Here is a 23,081-nt window from a genome sequence, read left to right as displayed (position 1 = left end):
ATCGGCGACATTCAACCAAGCCAGTTTCGGGTGCGCTTTGCGGAGGCACCAGAGGCGTGCTGGCATGACTGGTCATTTGCGACCGCGGCCAATCCCACCGCCGAAACCATCATGAAACGGCTGCGCACGGCAGGCATCGTTTGCACCCTCGCGGTTCCTACCATGCTTGCCGGTAAAGTGGCCGGCCTCATCAGCATTCGCTTTGCGGAAAGGCGGGAATTCCTGTCCGAAGAAATCGCACTGACCCGGGCTTTGACGCATCAGGCGATGCTGGCGGTGCGGTTGCTGCGCCTGTCCCGCCAAAGCCGCGAAGCTGCCGTTGCGGCCGAACGCAATCGCATGGCGCGGGATATTCACGACACGCTGGCGCAGGGATTCACGGGGGTGATCATGCAGCTTGAAGCCGCGAAGGGGGCCATGACGGGCGCGGATGGCCCCGCAGTTACGGCACATCTTGAACGCGCCGAGGCCCTGGCGCGGGCAAGCCTGGGCGAGGCCCGCCGTTCCGTCCGTGCCATGCGTTCGCGTTCCCTGCTCGACGGAACGCTTTCAACCGCCCTGGATGATCTGTTGAAACGGATGACCAGCGGCACGGATCTGCAAGCCGAGCTCGTCGTGCAAGGGGCGGGCCGGTCCCTGCCGCCGGAGTGGGAGGAGGGGTTGTTGCGCATTGCCCAGGAATCGCTGACCAACACGATCAAATACGCGCAGGCCCGCCGTTTTGGCGCGACGCTGACGTTTGCGGCGGATACGGTCCGATTGCAGCTTGTGGATGACGGGCGCGGGTTCAACCCGCAGGCCGAGCATGATGGCTTTGGCCTTGTCGGCATGCGGGAACGCGCGGAACAGCTGGCGGGCCGTTTCGTGCTCCGGTCCATGCCCGGGCAGGGCACGGAAATTTTGGTGGAATTAAAACCGGCCGACGCGGCCGACAGAAACCATGAAAATGACCAGGTCTGAGAAGCTGAAAGTGGACACCGCTTTCCGTCGCCGCACCGCGCAGATGGGCGCAGCACCGGTCCGGCCGCCCGCCATCCGCGTGCTCATTGCCGAAGACCATACGGTCGTGCGCAACGGGCTGGTTTCCATCATCAACCAGCAGGACGACATGCATATCGTCGCGGAGGCTGGCAACGGCCGCGAAGTGGTGGCCCTGTGGCGCCAGCACCGGCCCGACGTCACGCTGATGGACTTGCGCATGCCGGAGCTGGATGGTGTTACCGCCATTTACGAAATCCGCGCCATTGATGCCAACGCGCGGATCATTGTGCTGACCACCTATGACGGTGATGAGGACATTTACCGCGGCATGCGGGCGGGCGCGAAATCGTATCTGTTAAAGGACGTGCATCGCGAAGAATTGTTTCAGTGCATCCGGGCCGTTCACGCCGGCCGCACCTTCCTGCCGCCGGCCGTGGCGGCCAAGCTGGCCGAGCGATTGCCTGGCGAAGAACTGTCGCCGCGCGAACTGGAAGTGTTGCGGCTTTTGGCGGAAGGCAAGCCCAACAAGCTCGTCGGCGTGGCGTTATCCATCTCCGAAGTCACGGTCAAAAGCCACGTTCAATCCATATTCAAAAAACTCAATGTCTTGAGCCGCACCGAAGCCATTGCCGTGGCGAACCGCCGGGGGTTGCTGCGGATGTAAGCGGCCTCCGCGGTCAGCTTTTTCTTTTTCTGCTTTTGCCGCACTCCTTCTAAAGTAGGAGAACCCGCTCCTTCCAATGTTCAATTTGCAAATGCAAGCATGCGGGTATGGTTGAGGCGTGAATACGATCACCACGACGGACGGAACGCAGATTTACTTCAAAGACTGGGGCACCGGTCAGCCCGTGGTTTTCAGTCACGGCTGGCCATTGAATTCGGATGCCTGGGAAGACCAGATGTTGTTTCTGGCCGCGCAGGGCTACCGCTGTATTGCCCACGACCGGCGCGGTCACGGTCGCTCCAGCCAGCCGTGGCAGGGTAATGACATGGATACCTACGCCGATGATCTGGCGCTGTTGATGGATACGCTCGATCTGAAGAACGCGACGTTGGTGGGCCACTCCACTGGCGGCGGCGAGGTGGTCCGCTATATCGGGCGTCACGGCAGCCAGCGCGTGGCGAAGGCCGTGCTGGTCGCGGCAGTTCCGCCGCAGATGCTGAAGACGCCGACGAATCCCAACGGTCTGCCAATCGAAGTGTTCGACGGCATTCGGGCGGGATCGGTTGCCAACCGCGCCCAGCTTTACAAAGATCTCGCCGCCGGCCCATTTTACGGCTTCAACCGTCCCGGAGCAAAAGTATCACAAGGCACGATTGATACGTTTTGGATGCAAGGTATGATGGCCGGGCACAAAAATACCTACGACTGCATCAAAGCCTTCTCCGAAACGGATTTTACTGACGACCTGAAAAAGACCGATGTGCCAACACTGGTGGTGCATGGCGACGATGACCAAATCGTGCCGTTGGACCTAACCGGCCGGGCGGCGGCCAGACTGCTCAAGCAAGGTAAATTGCTCGTCTATGCCGGGGCACCTCATGGAATTCCCCGCACCCACAAAGACAAGCTCAATGCCGACTTGCTGGCCTTCATCAAGTCCTGAACTGAAGTTTCCACCACCATGATCAAAATCCGTCCATCCAAAGCTCGCGGCCATGCCGATCACGGCTGGCTCGACAGCTATCACACGTTTTCCTTCGCGAACTATTACGATCCGCAACACATGGGTTTCCGTGATTTGCGGGTCATCAATGAAGACCGCGTGGCGGGCGGTCAGGGATTTGGCACACATCCGCATCAGGATTTTGAAATTATCAGCTACGTCATCAGCGGTGCGCTCAAGCATCAGGACAGCATGGGGCACACGGCCGTAATGAAGGCGGGTGACGTGCAGCGCATCTCGGCCGGCACCGGCATAGCCCACAGCGAATTCAACAATTCACCCAGCGAGCCGGTTCATTTTCTCCAAATCTGGCTGATGCCGGCGCGTAAAGGTTTCCCGCCAAGCTACGCGCAACAATCTTTCGCCGACGCGCCGGTGAATTCACTGACGCTGGCCTGTTCGCCCGATGGCCGGGACAAATCCATTTCAATCAATCAGGATGTTAAACTCTACATTGGCAAGCTCGCGGCCAATGGAACAATCAATCAGGTATTGGGGGAGCAACGCCACGGCTGGGTGCAATTGATTGAAGGTGATCTCGACTTGAATGGAACCAGGCTTTCTCCCGGCGACGGGGCTTCGCTTGACTGCGAAAAAGCCATTCAACTGCGATCCACTTCCGGCGCTCATTTTCTGTTTTTCGACCTCAACTGAATCCAAACAAACATCAACCAACAAAAAACTATGAACCAATACCACAAACTCTACACCCCCGAAGACAGCGCCGTCGTCTTCATTGACCAGCAGCCGCAAATGACGTTCGGCATGGCCAGCGCCGACCGCGCCACCATGATCAACAACGTCACCCTTCTCGCCAAAGTCGCGAAGGAGTTCAACGTGCCCACCGTGCTCACGGCCGTCGAGACGGAATCATTCAGCGGTTATATCTGGCCGCAGTTACTCGACGTTTTTCCCGGCCAACCGGTCGTGGAACGCACTTCGATGAATTCCTGGGACGACGCCGGTTTCCGCAAAGCCATCGAAGCCACGGGTCGCAAGAACATCCTCATGACCGGCCTGTGGACGGAAGTATGCATCACCTGGCCGACGATTGAGATGCTCGGCGCCGGCTACAACATTTACGTGGTGGAAGATTGCTGCGGCGCAACTTCGCCGGCCGCGCAGGAAGCCGCTTTGTCGCGCATGGTGCAGGCGGGCGCGGTGCGGTTGACGACGATTGCCGCCTTGCTCGAATGGCAGCGCGATTGGAAGAACCGCGAGCATTACAACAACCTGATGGGCCTGCTCAAACAGCAGGCTGGCGCTTACGGCGTGGGCGTGGAATACGCCTACACGATGGTCCATCACGCGCCGCAATCCGCGCAAAAGCCGCAGATCGTTCCGAAAAAAGCTCACTGATGAAACTGCATTCAAGTTTTATGAAGACGCGATTTTTGATTATCCCATTGGCTGCGCTGTGGCTGGTCGCGACGGCGCGGGCCGATTCCACCAGCGCGCCCAAGGAAAATGTGTTCGCCACCAAACCGCTGGGCATCACGCTCTCGGTGAAAATGGTTGGCCCTTACATGGAGGCGGCGGATTTGCAAATGATCTGCCTGTTTAAACACAAGCCGTCCGGTGACACCTATCAAGGCGCGGCAAAAGACACCGACGCCCACCTCGGTGGTCTGCTTTCGGCGTTGCGCAACCGGGGTGAGTTCGTCGGCGAACTGGGCGAAACGATTCTGTTTACACCAACGAAGGGTTCCATCCCCGCGAAGCGTTTCATGGTCATCGGGTTGGGTGATGAGAAAGATTTGTCGCTGGATTCATTGCGTGTGGTCGGCCGGATCGCCGCGCGAGAAGCGGTTCGGCTCAAGGCCAGGCATGTTGCCTGGGCGCCAGTCATTCGCGACGAAGGCAATACTGTGATTGAAGTCGGGCTAGGCGACCGCACCTTCGCAGAGCAATTCCTGTTCGCCTATGACACGGAAAAGCGCCTGCAAGCGCAGGGGCTCGAATCCAAGTTCAGCATCGAAAGTCTCGTGATCGAAGCGGGGCCAAGCTATTTCGACAGCGCCGTGAAACAGGTCGGCGAAGGCATTGCGGGCGTGGACAGTGAACTCGCCAGGCGCGACACCGCTCCCTACGTCTCCGCAACCAAGTAAAGCTCATGCGCAGTGAGTGGCTCATACCGGCTGTGCTTGTGGTGCCGTTCACTGCGCTGTCCCAAACCATGCCGCCCGAAAGCCAGTTCGTGCCGCCGGCCTACAAAGTTCTGCGTTTTAATGAAAATTATTCCTACCTGGACAATCCAACCAATCGCACCGACTGGCTTGATCAAATTAAATACATTCCCCTGCGAACCAATGCGCCTGATTGGCATCTGACGCTGGGCGGCGAGGTGCGTGAGCGATTCGAGGGGAATTACGACCCCCATTTTGGAATTGGGGGAAGGGGGGCAAATTCCTATTGGCTGCAACGGGTCACCCTCCTGTCCGACGTGCATCTTGGCGAGCGCGTCCGCATCTTTGCGGAAGGAATTTCTGGCCTCATGGAGGGCGAAAATCCACCGGCTCCCGATGTGCAAGATGATCCGCTGGATTTGCAATTTGCCTTTCTCGACGTCATTCCCTATTTGACCGACGATGAAAAGTTGACGGTGCGCGGCGGACGTTTCGGCATGAGCTTCGGGGCGGGCCGACTTGTCGCCACCCGTGCGGCACCCAACATTCCCAGCCGGTTTGACGGATTTGAGATGATCTATACCCGGCCGCTGTGGGAAGCGACGGCCTTTCTCACCCGGCCGGTCGAGGACAGCGGAGGAATCTCCGGAAGTAATCCCAACACAACTTTCTGGGGATTGTATGTCACCCATTGGTTAAACACCCAGCACCAGCAGGGATTTGATCTTTATTATCTGGGCATCGACAACCAGACCGCGACCTATGCTTCGGTAACTGGCCACGAAACCAGGCACTCTTTCGGCACGCGTGAATTCGGGAAATGGCGTCACTGGGACTGGGACGCCGAACAAGTTTTGCAGGTGGGAAGTTTTGGCGATGACTCCATCCTGGCTTGGACCGCCGGCCAGAACCTCGGCTATACTTGGGATGCGACGTGGCAGCCGAGGCTGGGATTGAAAGTCGGCGTGACCAGCGGCGACCACAACTCCGGTGACGGGCAGTTGCAAACTTTCGATGCGCTCTATTTCAAATCCGGATATTTTAACGATGCCAGCTTGATTCGTCCGCAAAACATCATTGGCGTCCACCCGAACCTTACGGTGAACCCGTTGCGCAATGTGACGGTGGACGGCGGGGTGAATTGGTTTTGGCGCTACTCGCGAAATGACGCCGTTTACGCCGTCCCCGGATACATTGAGATACCGGCAAATAGCAATGCCTCCGCCTATGTCGCGACGGCGGTGGATTTGAATTTGCAGTGGCGAATTCAACGACACCTCACTTTCGGAGCCTCTTACGTCCACTTTTTTACCGGCAGCTATGTTCATGAGGCCGGCGGCAAGGACGTAAATTATGTCTCCACGACGCTTACCTATATTTTTTAACAAGTCATGAACGAACCCATTCATGTTGCCATCACCCGGCGGATCAAGCCGGGCTGCGAAACCGAGTTTCAAGTGGCGCTTCAGGAGTTTTTCAAAACCTCTTTCGCGCACACCGGCGTGCATGGTGCCAGCATGCTGGTCCCGCCGCCGGGATCGCCATCGCCTGAGTTTGGAATTCTACGGACCTTTGCCAACGCCCAGCAACGCGACGATTTTTATGCCTCGCCCATGTTCAAGGCTTGGGAGGAGCGCATCAAACCGTTGACGGAAGGCACGCCGGAATATCGCGAATTGACCGGTCTCGAAGCGTGGTTCCGCAATCCGCACAATCCGCCAACACGCTGGAAAATGGCCATCGCCACTTATGCCGGCGTGCTGCCGGTCGTGATGGGATTGAGCCTGACCATCGGCCCGGCGGTTCGCTCGCTGAATTTTATTCTGAACAACGCGATTTTCAACGCGTGCGTAGTCGCACTTTTAACCTGGGTGGTCATGCCGCTGATTACGCGCGCGCTGCATGGCTGGCTGCAACCAAAACCAAACCTCAAACATGAAAACAATCGCTGACCTCATCCTGCACAACGGACGCATCACCACGCTCGACCCGAAATATCCCGAGGCGACCAATATCGCCGTCAAGGATGGCCGCATCGTCGGCGTGGACGACGCCGAGGAATACGAACGCGGGCCGGACACCAAGGTCATTGATCTCAAAGGCCGGCGCGTGATTCCCGGACTCAACGATTCACATCTGCACGTCATCCGTGGCGGATTGAATTACAACATGGAATTGCGCTGGGACGGCGTGCCGTCGCTGGCCGATGCGCTGCGGATGCTCAAGGAACAGGCGCAACGCACGCCGCCCGGCCAATGGGTGCGCGTCGTGGGCGGCTGGAGTGAATTTCAATTCGCCGAGCGCCGGATGCCGACGCTGGACGAGATCAACGCCGCCGCACCGGAAACGCCCGTGTTCATTTTGCATCTGTATTGCCGCGCGTTGCTGAACCAGGCGGCCTTGCGCGCCTGTGGTTACACCAAGGACACGCCCAATCCGCCCGGCGGCGAAATTCAGCGCGACCACGCCGGCAATCCCACCGGCATGCTCATCGCACGGCCGAACGCCACAATCCTTTACGCCACGCTTGCCAAAGGTCCGAAGCTGCCGCCGGAACATCAGTTGAATTCCACGCGCCATTTCATGCGCGAGTTAAATCGCCTCGGCCTGACGAGCATCATTGACGCGGGTGGTGGATTTCAAAATTATCCGGAGGACTATGCCATCATCAACCAGCTCCACGAGCGCGGCGAGATGACTCTCCGTATCGCCTACAATCTGTTCACGCAAAAACCGAAACAGGAGAAGGAAGATTTCGCCCGCTGGATCAAAATGACCGGACCTGGCAAGGGCGACGATTTCTTCCGCTGCAACGGAGCCGGCGAGATGCTGGTCTTCAGCGCGGCGGATTTTGAGGATTTTCTCGAGCCGCGTCCCGATCTGGCCAGTTCACTCGAAGGCGAATTAAAGGAAGTCGTCGCCTTGCTCGCCGCAAACAAATGGCCGTTCCGCCTGCACGCGACCTACGACGAAAGCATCACGCGCTTCCTGAATGTGTTCGAGGAGGTGAATCGCGATGTGCCGTTCAAGGGCTTGAACTGGTTTTTTGACCATTGCGAAACGATTTCGGATCGCAATCTGGAGCGCGTCAAGGCGCTGGGCGGCGGCATTGCCGTCCAGCATCGCATGGCCTATCAGGGCGAATACTTCATGGAGCGTTACGGTCGGCCAGCCGCCGAGCGCACGCCGCCGGTGCGCAAGATGCTGGAACTGGGCGTGCCGGTTGGCGCGGGCACGGACGCCACACGTGTCGCGAGCTATAATCCGTGGGTGTCGCTCTACTGGCTGACGACGGGCAAAACTGTTGGCGGTGTTTCGATGTATCCCGACAAGAATTGTCTCAGCCGCGAGGAAGCGCTGCGTCTTTACACGCAGGGCAGCAGTTGGTTTTCGAGCGAGGCTGGCAAGAAAGGCGCCATCGCTGCGGGTCAATTGGCCGATCTTGTCGTGCTCACTGAAGATTACTTTGCAGTTCCGGAAGAACAGATCAAAAGCATTGAGTCGGTGCTTACCATTGTTGACGGCAAAGTGGTCCATGCCACGGAAGAATTCACGCCGCACGCACCGCCGCCGATTCCCGTGCTGCCCGAGTGGTCGCCCGTCAAAGTCTTCGGCGGCTACGGCGCGCCGTTGGATGTTCGCAAAGCCGCCCGCGCCGGTGTGCCGCTGCCGCAGCATCAGCACAACGCCACCTGCCATGAACACGGCTGTGGTCACGCCTTGCAGCAGCTCTTCAACGCTGCGGAGGCATCACGCAATCGCTACGCCGACTTCTTCGGGTTTGGCTGCGATTGCTTTGCATTTTAAGGCATGCCATGAATCCATTTAAGAAATCGCTAGATGCCGATCAAAACAGCACTGCCGTCACTTGGGGACATTTCATTCTCCGCGTTTCTACCGGAGTAATGGTTTTTTACATCCACGGCTTACATAAACTCGAAGGCGGCATTGCTTATGCCCGCCATGGCACACCCTGGCCGTTGGTGGAAGATGTGGTGGGAATGCACGCCCCCGCTCCGGTGGCATCCGCCTGGGTGGCGACGATCATCCAACTCGTCTGTTCGCTGTTCATCGTTGCCGGACTGTTTACGCGGATCAACGCGCTGCTTTTGGCGGGAGCCTTGGGCGGAGCCATCCTGCAAAATCTGCTGGCGGCCCGCGATCCCCAGCTGGCTATTCTTTACACGCTCGTCATCGTATCCATTGCATTCATGGGAGGTGGAAAATTCTCGTTGGATGCAAAGTTATTTGGCGAGCACACCTCAAAGCGCTGATTTTTGGGCGACTAGATTATGACACAAGCCGATCAGTTGTTGGTAAACTACGGGTTATGGATCGTCTTTGGAGCCGTTTTTCTGGAACAGGTGGGAATTCCTTTCCCGGCACCACTCTTGATGCTCGCCGCTGGGGCGCTTGCCGCCGCCGGGAAATTCAACCTGCTTGGGGGGATGATGATGACGCTCGTCGCGTGCCTGCTGGCCGACGGAATTTGGTTTTTTCTGGGGCGTTATCGCGGCAACCACGTGCTGGGCTTTTTGTGCCGCATGTCTCTGGAGCCGGATTCTTGCATCAGGCGGACGCAGAATGTGTTTTCAAAATACGGCGCCAAGGGAATCGTGGTGGCCAAATTTGTGCCGGGTTTTAGCACCGTGGCTCCACCGCTGGCTGGGATGTCTGGAATGCGCTTAAGCTCCTTTCTTGTTGCTGATGGAGCCGGCTCGCTGCTTTATGGGATTTGCTTTTTCGGTCTGGGTTTTCTTTTCAGCAACCAAATTGAACAGATTAACTCCGCCATTTCCCATATTGGCGGCAGCGCTTTGGCGTTGATTCTCGGCCTGGCCGCCTTGTATATCGGCTTCAAATACTGGCATCGCCAACGCCTCCTGCGTGAATTGCGAATCGCGCGGATCACCGTTCCTGAATTGAGGGAAAAGCAGTCTGCGGGCGAAGATTTGGTCATCCTGGATTTGCGTTCAACCTTGGAATTTGAAAGCGACCGTTCTGTCATTCTCGGAGCGATGCGCTTGAGCGTGGATGAGGTGGACCATCGTCACCACGAGATTCCCCGCGACCGTGACGTGATTCTTTATTGCTCATGCCCAAACGAGGTTACCAGCGCTCGGGTTGCCCTGTTGCTACGCCGGAAGGGAATTACCCGCGTGCGGCCCCTGCTGGGCGGAATTCAGGCATGGCGGGCGGGCAATCACCCGGTGGCTGTGCTCGCGGAGGCTCCTCGCGTCCGGTGACCGGAAGCCAGTGCGGCGCGCCCGGGCATTGGATGCCGCCGCCCGTTACGAACCGCCGCCAGCTTCATCCGGCGGATGATCGCTGGCGGCGAGGAGGTCCATCAGGGTGGCGATTCCCTGCAACCGGTTGGCGTCATTCACCACGAGAACCTTGTTCGATCCCGTGCGCAGAAAACATTTCATGACTTCGCTGACGCGGGTTTGCGCCGGCACGGTGGGCAATTGGGCCAGCGGCAGCTCCGTGAGCCGGGTTGCGGGCCGGGTGGGTTCACGCTTCAAGAGCTCGTAAAATTCTTCCCGCGGAACGACGCCGTGCAGTTGCCCGCTTCCGTTCACCACCGGGTAGGAACTGCGCGGATGATCCCGCATGATGACGAGCGCATCCTGCACCGTCGTGTCCGGGGCGAGGGTGTAGAGCTTGCGTTCCATCAGCGCGGCAATCGGGCGTGTGGCCACGGCGGGCGGAATTTTGCGGCTGATGGCTTCGACGATTTCGCGTGATTGATACTTGGTGGCCGACTTTTGGAAGAACTGGCCGAGGGAGCCGACCCCGCGCACGAGCTGGTGGAAGATCCCCGCCGGAATGGAGACAAGCGTGGTGGGTTCCACCGCGCAGGCGTCGCAGTGCCAGAGGCCGTCCGCGAGCAACGCCTGTTCGCCGAAGTAGCCGCCGGCGGCGATGCGTTGCGGGGCTTCCCCGGGCTCGCGCAGTTCGAGCGCGCCACTTTTCACCAGGTAGAAGGAAAAGGCCGGTTCACCTTCGTGGAACAGCACGTCGCCCGTTTCCAGATAAATTTCCTTCACCGGCTTGGTAAAGCGCGGGCTGAGATGATTGAGGTCCCGCGGGAAAAACAGGTCCAGTGTCCAGTCCAGCACGACACGCAGTTTGCGGTCAAGGCGGGGCAGCTTGAGCAGATACACCGTGCGCCAAAGCCACCAGGCGAAGAAGCCGGAGAATTGCACGCCGCAGATTTCCGCGACGGCGAGGTGATGACCGATGCTGGCCATTTCACCGAGCCCCTTGAACGTGAACGATTGCAGCGCACGTCCGTGGAGTTGTCGCACCACGTTCCGCCCGACCAGCAAGCCCTGCCGATAGGCGAATTGCGCCGTGCCCGGACAGAAGCCGCCTGTCACCGTCGGGAAGGCGGCGCAATCGCCGACCGCCCAGAGTTGCGTCTGGCCCTTGACCCTGCCGGTCGCTTCCGTCACGACGTTGCCTTTTTCCATCGCGAGGCCGGCGGCGGCGCCCAGCTCCTTGACAAGCGGATGCGGCGCGTTCCCGACGGTGGAAATGACGGTGTTCGTTTCGATGCTCGTGCCGTCGGCCAGATAAACACGGTTGGCCGTGACGGATTTGACCCGCTGATTGAGAACCAACTTGAGTCCGAGCCGTTTCAACTGGCGTGCGCTGTATTCGCCCAGCCGGCGGCTCAGCGTCGGCAGCAGATGGTCGCCGCTGTGGACCAGATAAACCGTCAGGTCCGCCAGCGACACGTTGGGGTAATACCCGTGAATGGCACGGAACAGGTCCAAGATGTGACCCGCGGTTTCCACTCCGGAATATCCGCCGCCGACCACGACGAACGTCGTCAGGCGCCGTTTGAGTTCCGGCCGCGGTTCCAGGTTGGCCTCTTCAATGCGCCCGAGGATGGTTGTGCGCAAATGCATGGCGTCGCCGACGTTCTTGAGCAGGAACGCGTGCTCCGGCATGCCGGGGATGCGGCTCAAATCCGTCACGGCCCCGAGCGCGAGGACGAGGTGGTCGTAAGTGATGCGCAAATTGCCCGTGAACGGTCCGGCATTCAGCGTCAGGCTGCGGCGGTTCCAGTCAATGGCTTCCACCCGGCCGCGCAGAACATCCACGTTCCGGCAGAGCAGCCGCAGCGGATTGACAACATGCCGCGGCGAGATCGACGAGCTGGCCACTTCCGGCAGCATGGGCTGGAAGACCATGTAATTCTCATCCGCGATGATGCCGGCCTTGAACCGCGAGCGACGTCCAAGTGCCTTGCCGATGGCCCGCGCGCAATACACGCCGCCAAAGCCGCCGCCCAGGACCGCAATGTCTAATTTGATGCTCTTGTCGTCGTTCATGTCGTGGCCGGAAGCGGCGCGCAGCAACGCTGTCTCAACCGGTCCGCATCCGGCGGTTGAGGCGAGGTGCGCCCATTCCGTGTGCCCAGCGTAGCGCATTTCGGCGGTTGCGACCAATGCTCTTCGTCATTGGCCGCGGCACGAAGTGCCTCAGAACGGTGAGCAGGCTCTTGTGCGAGTATCCACCCTCACGCCGTTGGGAAGTGGCAGGGCGGTCTTCTTGCGGCCGAAGCAGGTGACTGAACTTAAGACTTCGGCGAGGCGGAAGCTTGCGCGTCGGTGAGGCGGCCCTGATAGAAATCATCGAACAGGGCATAGGCTTCGGGATCGTATTGTTTCAAGCCTTCGGCGCCGTCAGCCGGCTTCGGCGGGTTCATGTTCAGGTCGCCGTGCGTGCCGAAATACCACATCGTGAGTTCGGCAAAGTATTCATCGGGATTGCTGCCGGCGTAGCTTTTCACCCAGCGGCCCTTGGCAAGCGATGCGTGAAACTGTTCGTTGAACCGCGCGCGCAGGGAACGGCTCATGCCGTAATTGCGCACCGCGTGGGCGAATTCATGCAGGCAGATGTCGCGGCCGTGGTATTTGTCCTTTTCAAGCTTCAACAGGTTTTCCTCGCCACAGGAAACGAGCCGGCCGCCCATGCCGCGCGTGCGCTGGTCGCGCGTCAGGCCGTTGTATTCCGGCAGTGGCTTGCCCTTGTCCTGCCGCCATTCGGGCAGGTCGGTGGTGACTTGGTCCTTGCCGATGATGTGCAGTTCAACGCGGGCGGCGGCGAGCTTGGCCGTGATGTCCGGCAGGTGTTCGAGCAGCCGGGTCAACCGGTCGCGGGCGGCGAACAGGGCGGCGTCCGACACGACGGCGTGGGCCTTGATCGGGATGCCGTGGAAGTCCAGTTCCTTGGCGAAAAATCCCTGTTCGGGCGGATTGAGCTGCTTGACGGCGGGCGCGTTGGTGGGGGCGCTGATCGCCGTGGCCTGAATCACAGCGAGAACGAACCCTGCGGCAAGAGAGGCGGTGAATGATAACTTCATGGCAAACAAGCAGGGGATTTGACCCGGGCGGCAGCGCGCCGTTCATCCCGGCGCCAGGGCAAGCGGGCGTTTGGCTCGCGGGGACGCATGGGGCCGGCCATTGCCGCCGCTGCGGGAGGCTTTCCCGGCATTCATGAGGGCCTCGACCTCATCCGCCTCGATGGGGATGTGGGCCATGAGGTCCACGGGCCCGTCCCGGGTGACGAGCACGTCGTTCTCCAGCCGCACCGCAAAGCCTTCCTCGCGGATGTAAATGCCGGGTTCGACGGTCATCACCCAGCCGGCTTCGATGGGCTTGGTGGTGTGGCCCACGTCGTGGACGTCGAGGCCAATCGGGTGCCCGACGCCGTGCATGAGATATTTTTTGAAGGCCGGCGCGTCCGGCTTTTGCCGCTTGATTTGCGCCGGGGTCAGCAGGCTGAGGTGGACGAGTTCGCGTTCGGTCAGCTGTTCGGCCTCCTGCTGCCAGTCCTTGAGTTTCCGGCCGGGCACAAGGCCGGCGATGCACTGACGCAGGACGCGGAGCACGGCATTGTAAACCGCCTTTTGGCGCGGGGTGAACCGGCCGTTGACCGGGATGGTGCGCGTGAGATCGGAATTGTAGTTGGCGTAGCTCGCGCCGACATCGAGCAGCAGCAGGTCGCCGTCGCGGCACACCTGGTCGTTGGCCAGATAATGCAGGCAGCACGCGTTGAGCCCGCTGCCGATGATGGGTTGATACGCCATGCGGCCGCCCTGGCTGGTAAACTCGTGGGCAAACTCGGCCTCGACCTGATACTCAAAAACACCGGGCTGGGTGAAGGCCAGCACGCGGCGGAAGCCTTGATCACTCAACGCGCACGCCCGGCGGATCAGGGCAATTTCCGTTTCGGACTTCACGGCGCGCAGCCGGTGCAGCAATGGCGCGAGCCGGCGGAAGTTGTGGAGCGGATACCGGCGCTTCAGCTCCGCCACAAACCGCGCGTCCCGGCTTTCCACCTCGATGACGGCGCGCTTGTGCTCGTTGCTGTTCAGGAAGACGTGGTCGCATTCGCACATCAGCCGGTGCAGCAGGCGCGGGAATTCCGACAGCCAGTGGATGTTCTCCAGCCCGGTAAGCTTGCGGGCCTCGTCCTTGCTCAGTTTGTGGCCCTCCCATGTTTCGCTTTCCGGCGTCGGCTCGCGCAGGAACAGCAGTTCGCGATGCCGTTCATCGTCGGCCTCGGGGTAGAGCAGCAGGATGGTCTGCTCCTGCTCGACCCCGGTCAGGTAGAACAGGTCCGAATTGACGATGGTGTTCTGGGTGCCGTCCGCATTGGTGGGGCAAATGTCATTGGCATTGACGATGGCCAGCGCGTTGGGCGGCAGCAGGGCCGCGAGGCGCTGGCGGTTTTCCACGAACAATTGCGGCGTGATCGGATCGTAACGCATGAAAATGATTCGCGTCCCGGATGATTTAAACCTTGGCGGGACCGTGCCGCGGAGGAGGTGGGTTGCCGTTGAACCACGGGCGATGCCGACACACAAACATGATTAAAGGCTAATGGCGATTCGTGGTTCCGCCCATGAATGGAATGCACCCCCACCTATCACATATCACCACCGGCGTGATGTGGCTGTGCGGCGGGAGGTGCCGCGGCCAAGCGGGCGGCACATTCTTATCGCCAGAACAGTCGCGGCTTCTTTAATTTCAGCGGCGTGATTCATGCCCAAACCGAGCTGGTCGATGTCACGGTTCACAGCCCGCACACCCGCATGCGCGGCGTGCAGGCGGCCAACATTGAATCGCGCCCCTGGATCGAAGGCTTTCCCGTCTGCCAGGCCCTGAATCAATACCGGATGGTTCATCTGGGCATTGAGGAGACGCAGGGGCCCACCCGGATCATCCGCACAAAGCAGACCACGACCTACTTTCTGGCGTGCATCGGCGGCAAAGGGCGGGTGCTGATTGACGGACATTGGCGCGTGTGCCGTGAAGGCTACGCCTGTTTGCTGCCGGCGCATACATTGAACGCCTTCGAGGCCGTGCCCAAAGCGCGCTGGGAATTTTGCTGGGTGTGCTATCAACGTCCGACCGCGCAACGTCCCATCGCAGACGCCACCACGCCGGTCCTGGCCCGTTATGATCCGTTGCCGCTGCGCTCGGCCATCCTGGGACTGATGTATGAATGCAACGGTCCCGCGCAACCCACGTTGATTCAGGAGTGGACCGACTTGATCCACGCGTATGTGCTGCGGTTTGCGCAACCGTCCGACCAGCCCGATCAGCTGCGCCTGTTGTGGGAACGCGTGGCCGCGAGCCTGGCGGATTCGTGGTCGTTGACGCGGCTGGCGCGCGAGGCCGGTTACAGCAACGAGCATCTCCGGCGGCTGTGCCGGCGCCAGCTGGGCCGCAGCCCGATGCACCAGGTCACCTACCTGCGCATGCGGCGCGCGGCCGAGCTGCTGGCGTCCACGGATCAGACCATCGAGTCCGTTTCCCAGGAAGTGGGCTACCAGAATCCGTTCGTGTTCTCGAACGCCTTCACGAAGTGGATTGGCTGGCGGCCCTCCGAATATCGCCGCAAGAAGTTCAGCAAGACGTGAAACGCCCGCCCGGGCAAATGATGATGCCGGATAGCCCGCTGTGTGTTTCGAGCATGGGAACCGCAGCTCTTTGTGGCTACGCTCCGCGCGCAATGACCCGGAACGTTCGTGGATGTGTGCCCTGGCAATCATGAGTTGCGTTGTGCCGTGCTTTCCCGCGGGCCAACGTGGCGGCTTCCCCTGGCGGGCCATTGCTTTCCCGTTCCAAAAACTGTGTCCTTTGTTGCATCATGAAATCTGTGCTTAACCTTGGCTGGCTGGTGGTGGGGGTGGTGTGTTGGGCGGCGGCTGCGCCCGCGACGAACGGTGCGCCGACCAATGGCGCGCCGCATGTTTACCGCGACAAAGTCATCCCGCACTGGTTCGCGGATGCCGCGGGCGCAACGAACCGGTTCTGGTATCGGGTGGACCTCGCCGGGGGCCGGAAGGAATTCGTGCTGGTGGATGCGGCGGCGGGCACGCGCACGGCAGCCTTCGACCACGCGCGGCTGGCCGCGGCTCTGAGCAAGGCCACGGGCAAACCGTTCGAGGCTGCCCAACTGCCGTTCGAGGCGCTGCGGTTTTCGCCCGATGCGAAAAAGGTCACGTTGCGCGGCGCCGAGTCCTGGGAACTGGACCTTGAAAGTTACGCGGTAACCCCGGCCACCGGCGACGGCGACGGCGCGAATCGTCTGCCGTTCAGCCGCCGGCCGCATCCTTCCCGGGCGAGCACCACGGAAACGTCCATCCGCTTCGTCAACCGGCTGCCGGATGCCGTGAACCTGTTCTGGCTCGACACCGACGGCAATCGCCAGCCTTACGGCCGTTTGCAACCTGGCGACACCCGCGACCAGCACACCTACGTGGGCCATGTCTGGCTCGTGACGGCGGCCAATGACGACATCATCGCGGTGTTCGATGCGGCCGAGGAACCGGGCGTGGCGGAGATTGGTGGGGCGGCGCCGGAACGCCCGCGGCCGAACCGTCGCGACGGCCGGGCCGAGCGCCGGCCCGAGGGGGTCCGTTCGCCTGATCAAAAGTGGGAGGTGTCCGTGCAGGGACATAATTTGTTTCTGCGCGACACGGCGAGCGGCCAGGAGCAGCAACTGACCTATGACGCAAATCCGGACGACAGTTACGCGCGCAACATCGAGGCGGACCGGGCCATCGACATGGAATACGACACCCGCGAGCCGGAGCAGCCGACGCCGGAGATTCATTGGTCGCCCGACTCCCGCCACTTTGTCGCCATGCGCTTCAAACCCGGCACGCAGCACCGCATCTACATGGTGCAATCCTCGCCCAAGGACCAGCTTCAGCCCCGGCTGGTTTCGTATCCCTACCTCAAGCCCGGCGATGACGTGCCCTATGCGAAGCCGCACCTGTTCGATGTGGAAGCGAAGAAGGAAATTCCTGTGGATGACGCGCTTTTCGCGAATCCCTGGTCCATCAGCGACGTGCGTTGGGCGTCGGATTCAAGCGAGTTCACCTTCCTCTTCAACCAGCGCGGGCATCAGGTGCTGCGCATCCTGGGCGTTGACGCCAAGACCGGGGCCGTGCGTCCCATTGTTGACGAGCACAGCGCGACGTTCATCTGCTACTCGGCGAAGTATTACGCCGACTACCTCGATGACACGCACGAGATCATCTGGATGTCCGAACGCGATGGCTGGAATCACCTGTATCTCTATGACGCAAAGGCGGGCCGCGTAAAAAATCAGATCACCAAGGGCGACTGGGTGGTGCGGAAGGTGGACCGCGTGGACGAGGCGAAGCGCCAGATTTGGTTTGAGGCCGGCGGTTTGATCGCGGGGCAGGATCCGTATTACCTGCAATATTGCCGCATCAATTTTGACGGCACGGGGCTTGTCGTGTTGACCGAGGGCGACGGCACGCATTCGGTCGCCTTTTCTCCCGACCAGCGGTTCCTGATAGACACCTGGTCGCGGGTGGATCTGCCACCGGTGAATGACCTGCGGCGGACCGATGACGGCAAGCTCGTCTGCCACCTGGAGACGGCGGATGACAGCGAACTGCGGGCCGGCGGCTGGCGCACGCCGGAACGCTTCGTGGCCAAGGGCCGCGACGGCGTGACGGACATTTACGGCGTGATTTTCTGGCCGGCGGATTTCGATTCCGCCAAAAAGTATCCGGTCCTGGAGGACATTTACGCCGGACCACAGGATTCATTTGTGCCGAAGGAATTCCGGTTAAACTACCGCAATCACCGGCTGACCGAGCGCGGGTTCATCGTCGTGCAGGCTGACGGCATGGGCACCTCGAACCGGTCCAAGAAGTTCCATGACGTCTGCTGGAAAAACCTGGCGGACGCGGGCTTTCCCGACCGCATCCTTTGGATCAAGGCCGCCGCGGCGCAACATCCCTGCATGGACCTGAGCCGCGTCGGGATTTACGGCACGTCGGCGGGCGGCCAGAGCGCGTTGCGCGGGATGCTGGATCACGGTGATTTCTACCAGGCGTGCGTGGCTGATTCCGGCTGCCACGACAACCGGATGGACAAGATTTGGTGGAACGAACAATGGATGGGCTGGCCGGTGGATGAAAGCTACGCGCGCAACTCGAACGTGACCGATGCCCATAAATTGCAGGGCAAGCTGCTGCTCATGGTGGGCGAAATGGACAACAACGTGGATCCTGCCAGCACGATGCAGGTCGTCAACGCACTGATCAAGGCGGACAAGGATTTTGATTTGCTCTACATGCCCAACACCGGCCACGGCGTGGCGGGCACGCCCTACGGATCGCGACGGCTGGTGGACTTTTTTGTCCGGGCCTTTTTGAAGAAATCATGATTCGCGGCGTCTGACGATGGCCGCCTGAAAAAGACCTTGTGACGCGAGGCCTTTGGGGAAAGTCTGCGGCGACGCCGTGGCGGCAAAACTCCCGCCCAACTCAGAACGCATGATTGAAACCGAACTGATGGCCGACCCCGGTTTGCCGCGCGCGACATCCTTTGCGCCGGGCCAAAAACATCCCCGCGGGCTATACACGCTGTTCTTCACGGAAATGTGGGAACGGTTCAGTTACTATGGCATGCGGGCATTGCTGGTGCTGTTCATGGTGGATGCCGTGCGGGGCGGCATGGGCCTGGACGACAAGACCGCGACGGCCATCTACGGGCTCTACACGGCAGCGGTGTATCTGATGTCGCTCCCGGGCGGCTGGCTGGCGGACCGCCTGTGGGGCGCACAACGGGCGGTCTGGTATGGTGGCATCATCATTGCGCTAGGGCACTTCACGCTGGCGCTGCCCTGGACGCAGACGTTCTACCTCGGATTGATTTTTGTCGTGGTCGGCAGCGGCACGCTGAAACCAAACATGAGCGGTCTGGTGGGGGATTTGTATCCCGAAGGCGGCGCGCGCCGGGACGCCGGCTTCACCATTTTCTATATGGGCGTCAATTTGGGCGCGGCCATTGGTCCGATGATTTGCGGCTGGCTCGCCAAGGAACGGGGATGGCACTGGGGCTTCGCCGCGGCCGGGGTGGGGATGGTGCTGGGGCTTATTCAATTTCACTTCTCGCGGCACCTGCTGGGCGAGGCGGGAAGGCGCCGGGGCAACGAGAATCCGCTGCACGTTTCCGAACAGTTCATTTTGTTCGGCGGTCTGCTGGCCGCCCTGATTGTGTTGCTGCTCGGCTTGTGCGGCTGGCTTCCGTTAAATCCCGTGGCGCTGGCGCAGGGCATGGCCTACGTCATTCTCGTCATTGCCGTCGCTTTCTTTGGCTTCGCGTTTCTGGGCTGCGGCCTGGACAAGATTGAAAAGGAACGCGTGGCGATGATTTTGGTTCTTTTTCTCGCGTCGGCCCTGTTTTGGGCCGGGTTTGAACAGGCAGGCTCGTCATTCAACCTGTTTGCCGAACGCTGCACGGTGCGCACGATTGGCTGGCTGAATTACGAAGTGCCCGCAGCGTGGTTTCAGGCACTGGGGCCGGTCTTCATCATCACATTCGCGCCGGTGTTCGCGTGGCTGTGGGTCTGGCTGGCGCGGCGGAATCTGGATCCCTCCATCCCGGTGAAATTCGGCCTGGGCCTCGTGCTGCTGGCGGCGGGGTTCCTCGTGATGGCCGGTGCCGCCAAAGTCGTCGCCTCCGGTCATCAAGCATGGCCGACCTGGCTGATCACGACGTATCTCTTGCACACCTTCGGCGAATTGTGCCTGAGCCCGGTGGGCTTGAGTTCCGTGACGAAGCTGGCACCGCGAAAACTGGCCGGGCAGATGATGGGCATCTGGTTCCTCGCCACGTCGCTGGGCAATTTGCTGGCGGGGCTGCTCGCCGGCGAGTTCAAGGCGGACGCCCTCCAACGTTGGCCGACATTGTATTTGAACATCGTCATTCTGCCGGCGACCGCCGGCGTTTTGCTGATCGTCTTCTCGCGTCCCATCAAGCGGCTGATGAGCGGCGTCAAATAAATCAGCCGCGGCCCAGGCCGGCCGCCGGGTGCAAATTGAGTATGCGGGCGTGGAGTCATCCTATTGGGGAATTGGCGCGGCAGCCGCACACTGCGTGAATACTGCCCACCCCGAAAAACACTGCGATGAAACCGTTGTGCCCGCCGCCGTCGGCTGGCGATTCAACGGTGAGTGTGTGCAGAGCTTGTCCGACGGCGCCGGTGACAACGCAGCCGGCCTGCAGGCGGACAGGGGGGGGTGCCGTTGCCCGTGGAAGTGGGGCGGGAACGAAGTCTGTTTTCATCAGCCGATTGAACAGCCCGATAACAGCTGCATTTTTCCGGGAAAAACGCCGACACCATTCGATGGCATGACCGTCCAGAATCTGATTTTCAAACCGCTGGTCCGGGGGAGCTGTGGTTTGGCGCTCCTTGCCGGGCTGGCCAGCACCCACGCCAGCACGAACAACATTGCGTTGAGCGCAACCGCTTCCACGTCCTACGTTTCCCCGTGGGAAAATCTGCTGGCGATCCAGGACGGCTTTGAGCCGGCCAATTCTTTTGACCACAGCCACGGCGCCTACGGCAACTGGCCGACCACCGGCACGAACTGGGTCGAATATCAATGGTCGGACCTCGACTGGCCGCTTGGGATCAACACCGACAAGATTGCGGTGTATTGGTGGCGGGACAACACGAGCACGGATGAAGTCGGCATTCACATTCCGTCGGCAAGCTGGCTGGAATATTGGAATGGCAACAGTTATGTGCCGGTGCCACACGCGGTCGGCCTTGGCCTGGCGCTCGACCAATACAACGTCACGACGTTCGATTCCATCCGGACCGACCGGCTGCGCTTGAAGTTCACCTCCTCGGGCGCGGCCTCGACCGGCATCTTGGAATGGAAGGTGTTCGGCGATGGCGCTGCGCTGGAGCCGGCACTGCTTCACGCGGCGGCGCGTCCGGGGAACCAGCTAGAGCTGAGCTGGCAGGATCCCACGGCGGAATACGTCCTCGAACGCGCAACCCAGGCGGGAGCGGCGTGGAGCACGGACGGACTGCCGGCGCCGACGCTGTTGGGCGGAACCAATTTTGTAACAGTTTCGGTTTCCGGCGATGCGGCATTTTTCCGCCTGCATTCGCGGAATGATTTTCTACTTCAGCTGGAGCAAAGCAGCCTGGTCGTGACGCAAGGGCTCGCCAACACGGTGACCGTGACGGTTGGCGCCTCGGGCAATCATCCGCAGACGGTTTCATTGAGCGCGAGCAATCTGCCGAACGGTCTTGCCTGCGAATTCCATCCCGCGACGCTCAAGGGCGGGACGAGCCTGCTCACGCTGATTGCCTCCGCGACGGTTTCCCCGGGCACGTATCCAGTCACGGTCTGGGGCCAGGGAAGCTTGAGCACACATGCGGCGAATTTGAGCGTCACCGTCGTGGCGGGAGATCCGGCTGCGCCCTACGTGTGGCCCAAATACAATCCCGATCTGAATTACAACTTCACCAACGAGTTCGCCGCGATTCCGCCGCCCACGAACGTGCTCGATGACTGCTCCGGCGTCACGACCACGATCACGCTGCCGAACAACTGGTTCTGCTTCCGGTTCGGCGACGGGAAGAATTCGCTCGTCACGTCGAACGCGTGGATTCCGATGCTGCAAAAGCTCAACGCGGATTTCGCCTACTTCCGCGACGTGATGGGCTGGCCGCCGGACAAGCGCGCCAAGCGCGGCTACCACAGCGCGATTTATCTGCTCGGCTCGGGCACGTGCGTTGGCGGACAGAGCAACGACCTCGGCGGCTGGCAGGGGAACATCAATTACAACGGCGAAGACTGGCCGATGGGGCTCCTCTCATATTACCCGGTTTATTCCTTCGACCCGGCCTGTCCTTACGGCGACAAGGTTGCGCAACAGGAAGCCTGCACGCACGAGATGATTCACTCCGTGCTCGCCGACATGCCCGGTTGCAAACAGGCGTGCTGGTTCCAGGAAGGCGGGAACACGTGGCTGCAAGGCGAGGCCGCAGCCCGCAAAACTTCCAACTACAGCAGCATGGGGTTCCTGAGCGCGGGGCAGATGATCGCGCCGTTCATGCCGGTTGAATGCTACAGCGGCTGGCTGCAGGACGACAGCTTTGGGGGTCCGTGTGCCGAAGGCGTCAACCGGTTCTCGAACAACGTGCAGATTTGCACGTGGCGCAATCTGCTCGGCGGAAATCAATACGGCGAGGCGTTCCCGCATTTCATGGGCGAGATCGTGTCGGAAGGCAGCGTGGCGTGGATCTGGCGTTACTGCACGAATCGTGTGCTCGAAGGGCTCGCGAGGGCTCCCGAAGGCCTGGGCGAATATCAAACGCGCCGGCTCATCAAGGAATTCCGCGCCCGCCAGGTGTTTTGCGATTTCGGCAAATGGTCGAATGCCTACAAGACGCTGCTCAACAACAATTGGGGCCTGACGATTGACCAGGAATGGTCGCCTTATTGGATTGACTGTCCGGCGTGGACGGCGCGGTGCTACGTGGTCACGACCAACAACGCCGGCACGCTCACGCCGGAGTGGCGCACGCTCCCCGGCTGGTCGGGCGCGAACCAGATTCCGCTCACGACGTCGAATGCAACCGGCAATGTGACGGTGAATTTCACTCCGTTGGGCACGAACATGAGCTGCCAGCTTGTCTATCGCGCCACGGACAATTCGGTCATCTACAGCCAGCCCGTGTCCGGCGGTGCCTGCAGCCTGACGCCGCCCGCGGGCAAGGCCATAAAGAACAACGTCATGATTGCGGTCATTTGCAATACCGACTTCCTCTACAACGGCGAATCCAGCCGCACGAACAAATTTGATTACCGTTTGAAAATCACCGGAACTGGCACGGCTGGCGTGACAGGCCCGGCGAATATTGCCACGAAATGGTATCAATGAAATGCCGGGAAGAAGCCTCACGCCGCGATCGCGAAGGACGCAAAGGTTCA

18 protein-coding genes are annotated in these 23,081 nt (G+C 60.6%); 15 read left to right on the top strand and 3 right to left on the bottom strand.

All coding sequences use genetic code 11. The features are described 5' to 3' along the window. The 11 genes from VFV96_19045 to VFV96_18995 form a co-directional block, all read left to right on the top strand. On the top strand, positions 1-960 hold a 960-nt coding region (locus tag VFV96_19045; protein HEU5072504.1), incomplete at its 5' end, for a sensor histidine kinase. Between the two features lie 43 nt (positions 961-1,003). Then, positions 1,004-1,645 carry a response regulator transcription factor gene (locus VFV96_19040; protein HEU5072503.1) on the top strand — a complete coding sequence of 214 codons (642 nt, stop codon included), beginning with the start codon at positions 1,004-1,006 and terminating at the stop codon, positions 1,643-1,645. Positions 1,646-1,763: 118 nt separating this feature from the next. Beyond that, entirely contained in the window at positions 1,764-2,588 is an 825-nt protein-coding gene (locus VFV96_19035) for an alpha/beta hydrolase (GenBank protein ID HEU5072502.1), read from the top strand. An 18-nt stretch (positions 2,589-2,606) separates the two neighbouring features. Then, positions 2,607-3,302, top strand: a complete 696-nt coding sequence (locus tag VFV96_19030) for a pirin family protein (GenBank protein ID HEU5072501.1) — start codon at positions 2,607-2,609, stop codon at positions 3,300-3,302. A gap of 30 nt (positions 3,303-3,332) precedes the next feature. Beyond that, a complete protein-coding gene (locus VFV96_19025) occupies positions 3,333-4,007 on the top strand; it encodes a hydrolase (protein ID HEU5072500.1) in 675 nt (224 codons plus the stop codon). Next, a complete protein-coding gene (locus tag VFV96_19020; GenBank protein ID HEU5072499.1) occupies positions 4,007-4,756 on the top strand; it encodes a M17 family peptidase N-terminal domain-containing protein in 750 nt (249 codons plus the stop codon). Before VFV96_19025 ends, VFV96_19020 begins: the two co-directional genes overlap by 1 nt. A gap of 5 nt (positions 4,757-4,761) precedes the next feature. Then, positions 4,762-6,159, top strand: a complete 1,398-nt coding sequence (locus VFV96_19015) for an alginate export family protein (GenBank protein ID HEU5072498.1) — start codon at positions 4,762-4,764, stop codon at positions 6,157-6,159. A 6-nt stretch (positions 6,160-6,165) separates the two neighbouring features. Then, positions 6,166-6,726, top strand: coding sequence for an antibiotic biosynthesis monooxygenase (locus tag VFV96_19010; protein ID HEU5072497.1), 561 nt, complete (start codon positions 6,166-6,168; stop codon positions 6,724-6,726). Then, positions 6,710-8,581, top strand: a complete 1,872-nt coding sequence (locus VFV96_19005; protein ID HEU5072496.1) for an amidohydrolase — start codon at positions 6,710-6,712, stop codon at positions 8,579-8,581. The genes VFV96_19010 and VFV96_19005 overlap by 17 nt, the downstream gene beginning before the upstream one ends. An 8-nt stretch (positions 8,582-8,589) precedes the next feature. Continuing rightward, complete coding sequence (locus VFV96_19000; GenBank protein HEU5072495.1) at positions 8,590-9,048, top strand: DoxX family protein; 459 nt, start codon at positions 8,590-8,592, stop codon at positions 9,046-9,048. 18 nt (positions 9,049-9,066) lie between these two features. Then, positions 9,067-10,020, top strand: a complete 954-nt coding sequence (locus tag VFV96_18995) for a DedA family protein/thiosulfate sulfurtransferase GlpE (GenBank protein HEU5072494.1) — start codon at positions 9,067-9,069, stop codon at positions 10,018-10,020. 45 nt (positions 10,021-10,065) lie between these two features. On the opposite strand, the gene VFV96_18990 is transcribed toward VFV96_18995, so the two are convergent. From VFV96_18990 to VFV96_18980, 3 genes are all read right to left on the bottom strand, one after another. After that, the gene (locus tag VFV96_18990) at positions 10,066-12,117 is read right to left on the bottom strand and encodes an FAD-dependent oxidoreductase (GenBank protein HEU5072493.1); all 2,052 of its coding nucleotides are present in this window, start codon (positions 12,115-12,117) and stop codon (positions 10,066-10,068) included. A gap of 245 nt (positions 12,118-12,362) precedes the next feature. Continuing rightward, the gene (locus VFV96_18985; protein HEU5072492.1) at positions 12,363-13,151 is read right to left on the bottom strand and encodes a hypothetical protein; all 789 of its coding nucleotides are present in this window, start codon (positions 13,149-13,151) and stop codon (positions 12,363-12,365) included. Positions 13,152-13,193: 42 nt separating this feature from the next. Then, a complete protein-coding gene (locus VFV96_18980; GenBank protein HEU5072491.1) occupies positions 13,194-14,561 on the bottom strand; it encodes an aminopeptidase P family protein in 1,368 nt (455 codons plus the stop codon). Between the two features lie 267 nt (positions 14,562-14,828). Between VFV96_18980 and VFV96_18975 the strand changes: the two genes are divergently transcribed. The 4 genes from VFV96_18975 (at position 14,829) to VFV96_18960 (ending at position 23,031) form a co-directional block, all read left to right on the top strand. Further along, positions 14,829-15,716: an AraC family transcriptional regulator gene (locus VFV96_18975; protein HEU5072490.1), complete on the top strand. Its 888-nt coding sequence runs from the start codon at positions 14,829-14,831 to the stop codon at positions 15,714-15,716. A 230-nt stretch (positions 15,717-15,946) separates the two neighbouring features. Beyond that, the gene (locus VFV96_18970) at positions 15,947-18,508 is read left to right on the top strand and encodes a DPP IV N-terminal domain-containing protein (GenBank protein ID HEU5072489.1); all 2,562 of its coding nucleotides are present in this window, start codon (positions 15,947-15,949) and stop codon (positions 18,506-18,508) included. Between the two features lie 109 nt (positions 18,509-18,617). Further along, positions 18,618-20,129 carry a peptide MFS transporter gene (locus VFV96_18965; GenBank protein ID HEU5072488.1) on the top strand — a complete coding sequence of 504 codons (1,512 nt, stop codon included), beginning with the start codon at positions 18,618-18,620 and terminating at the stop codon, positions 20,127-20,129. A 349-nt stretch (positions 20,130-20,478) separates the two neighbouring features. Further along, a complete protein-coding gene (locus VFV96_18960; GenBank protein HEU5072487.1) occupies positions 20,479-23,031 on the top strand; it encodes a hypothetical protein in 2,553 nt (850 codons plus the stop codon). Positions 23,032-23,081 lie beyond the last annotated feature (50 nt).

It is taken from the genome of Verrucomicrobiia bacterium, assembly GCA_035765895.1.
GTDB lineage: Bacteria > Verrucomicrobiota > Verrucomicrobiia > Limisphaerales > DSYF01 > DSYF01.
The sequence above is the reverse complement of the archived record's forward strand: the minus strand, read 5'-3'. Positions and strand labels throughout refer to the sequence as shown.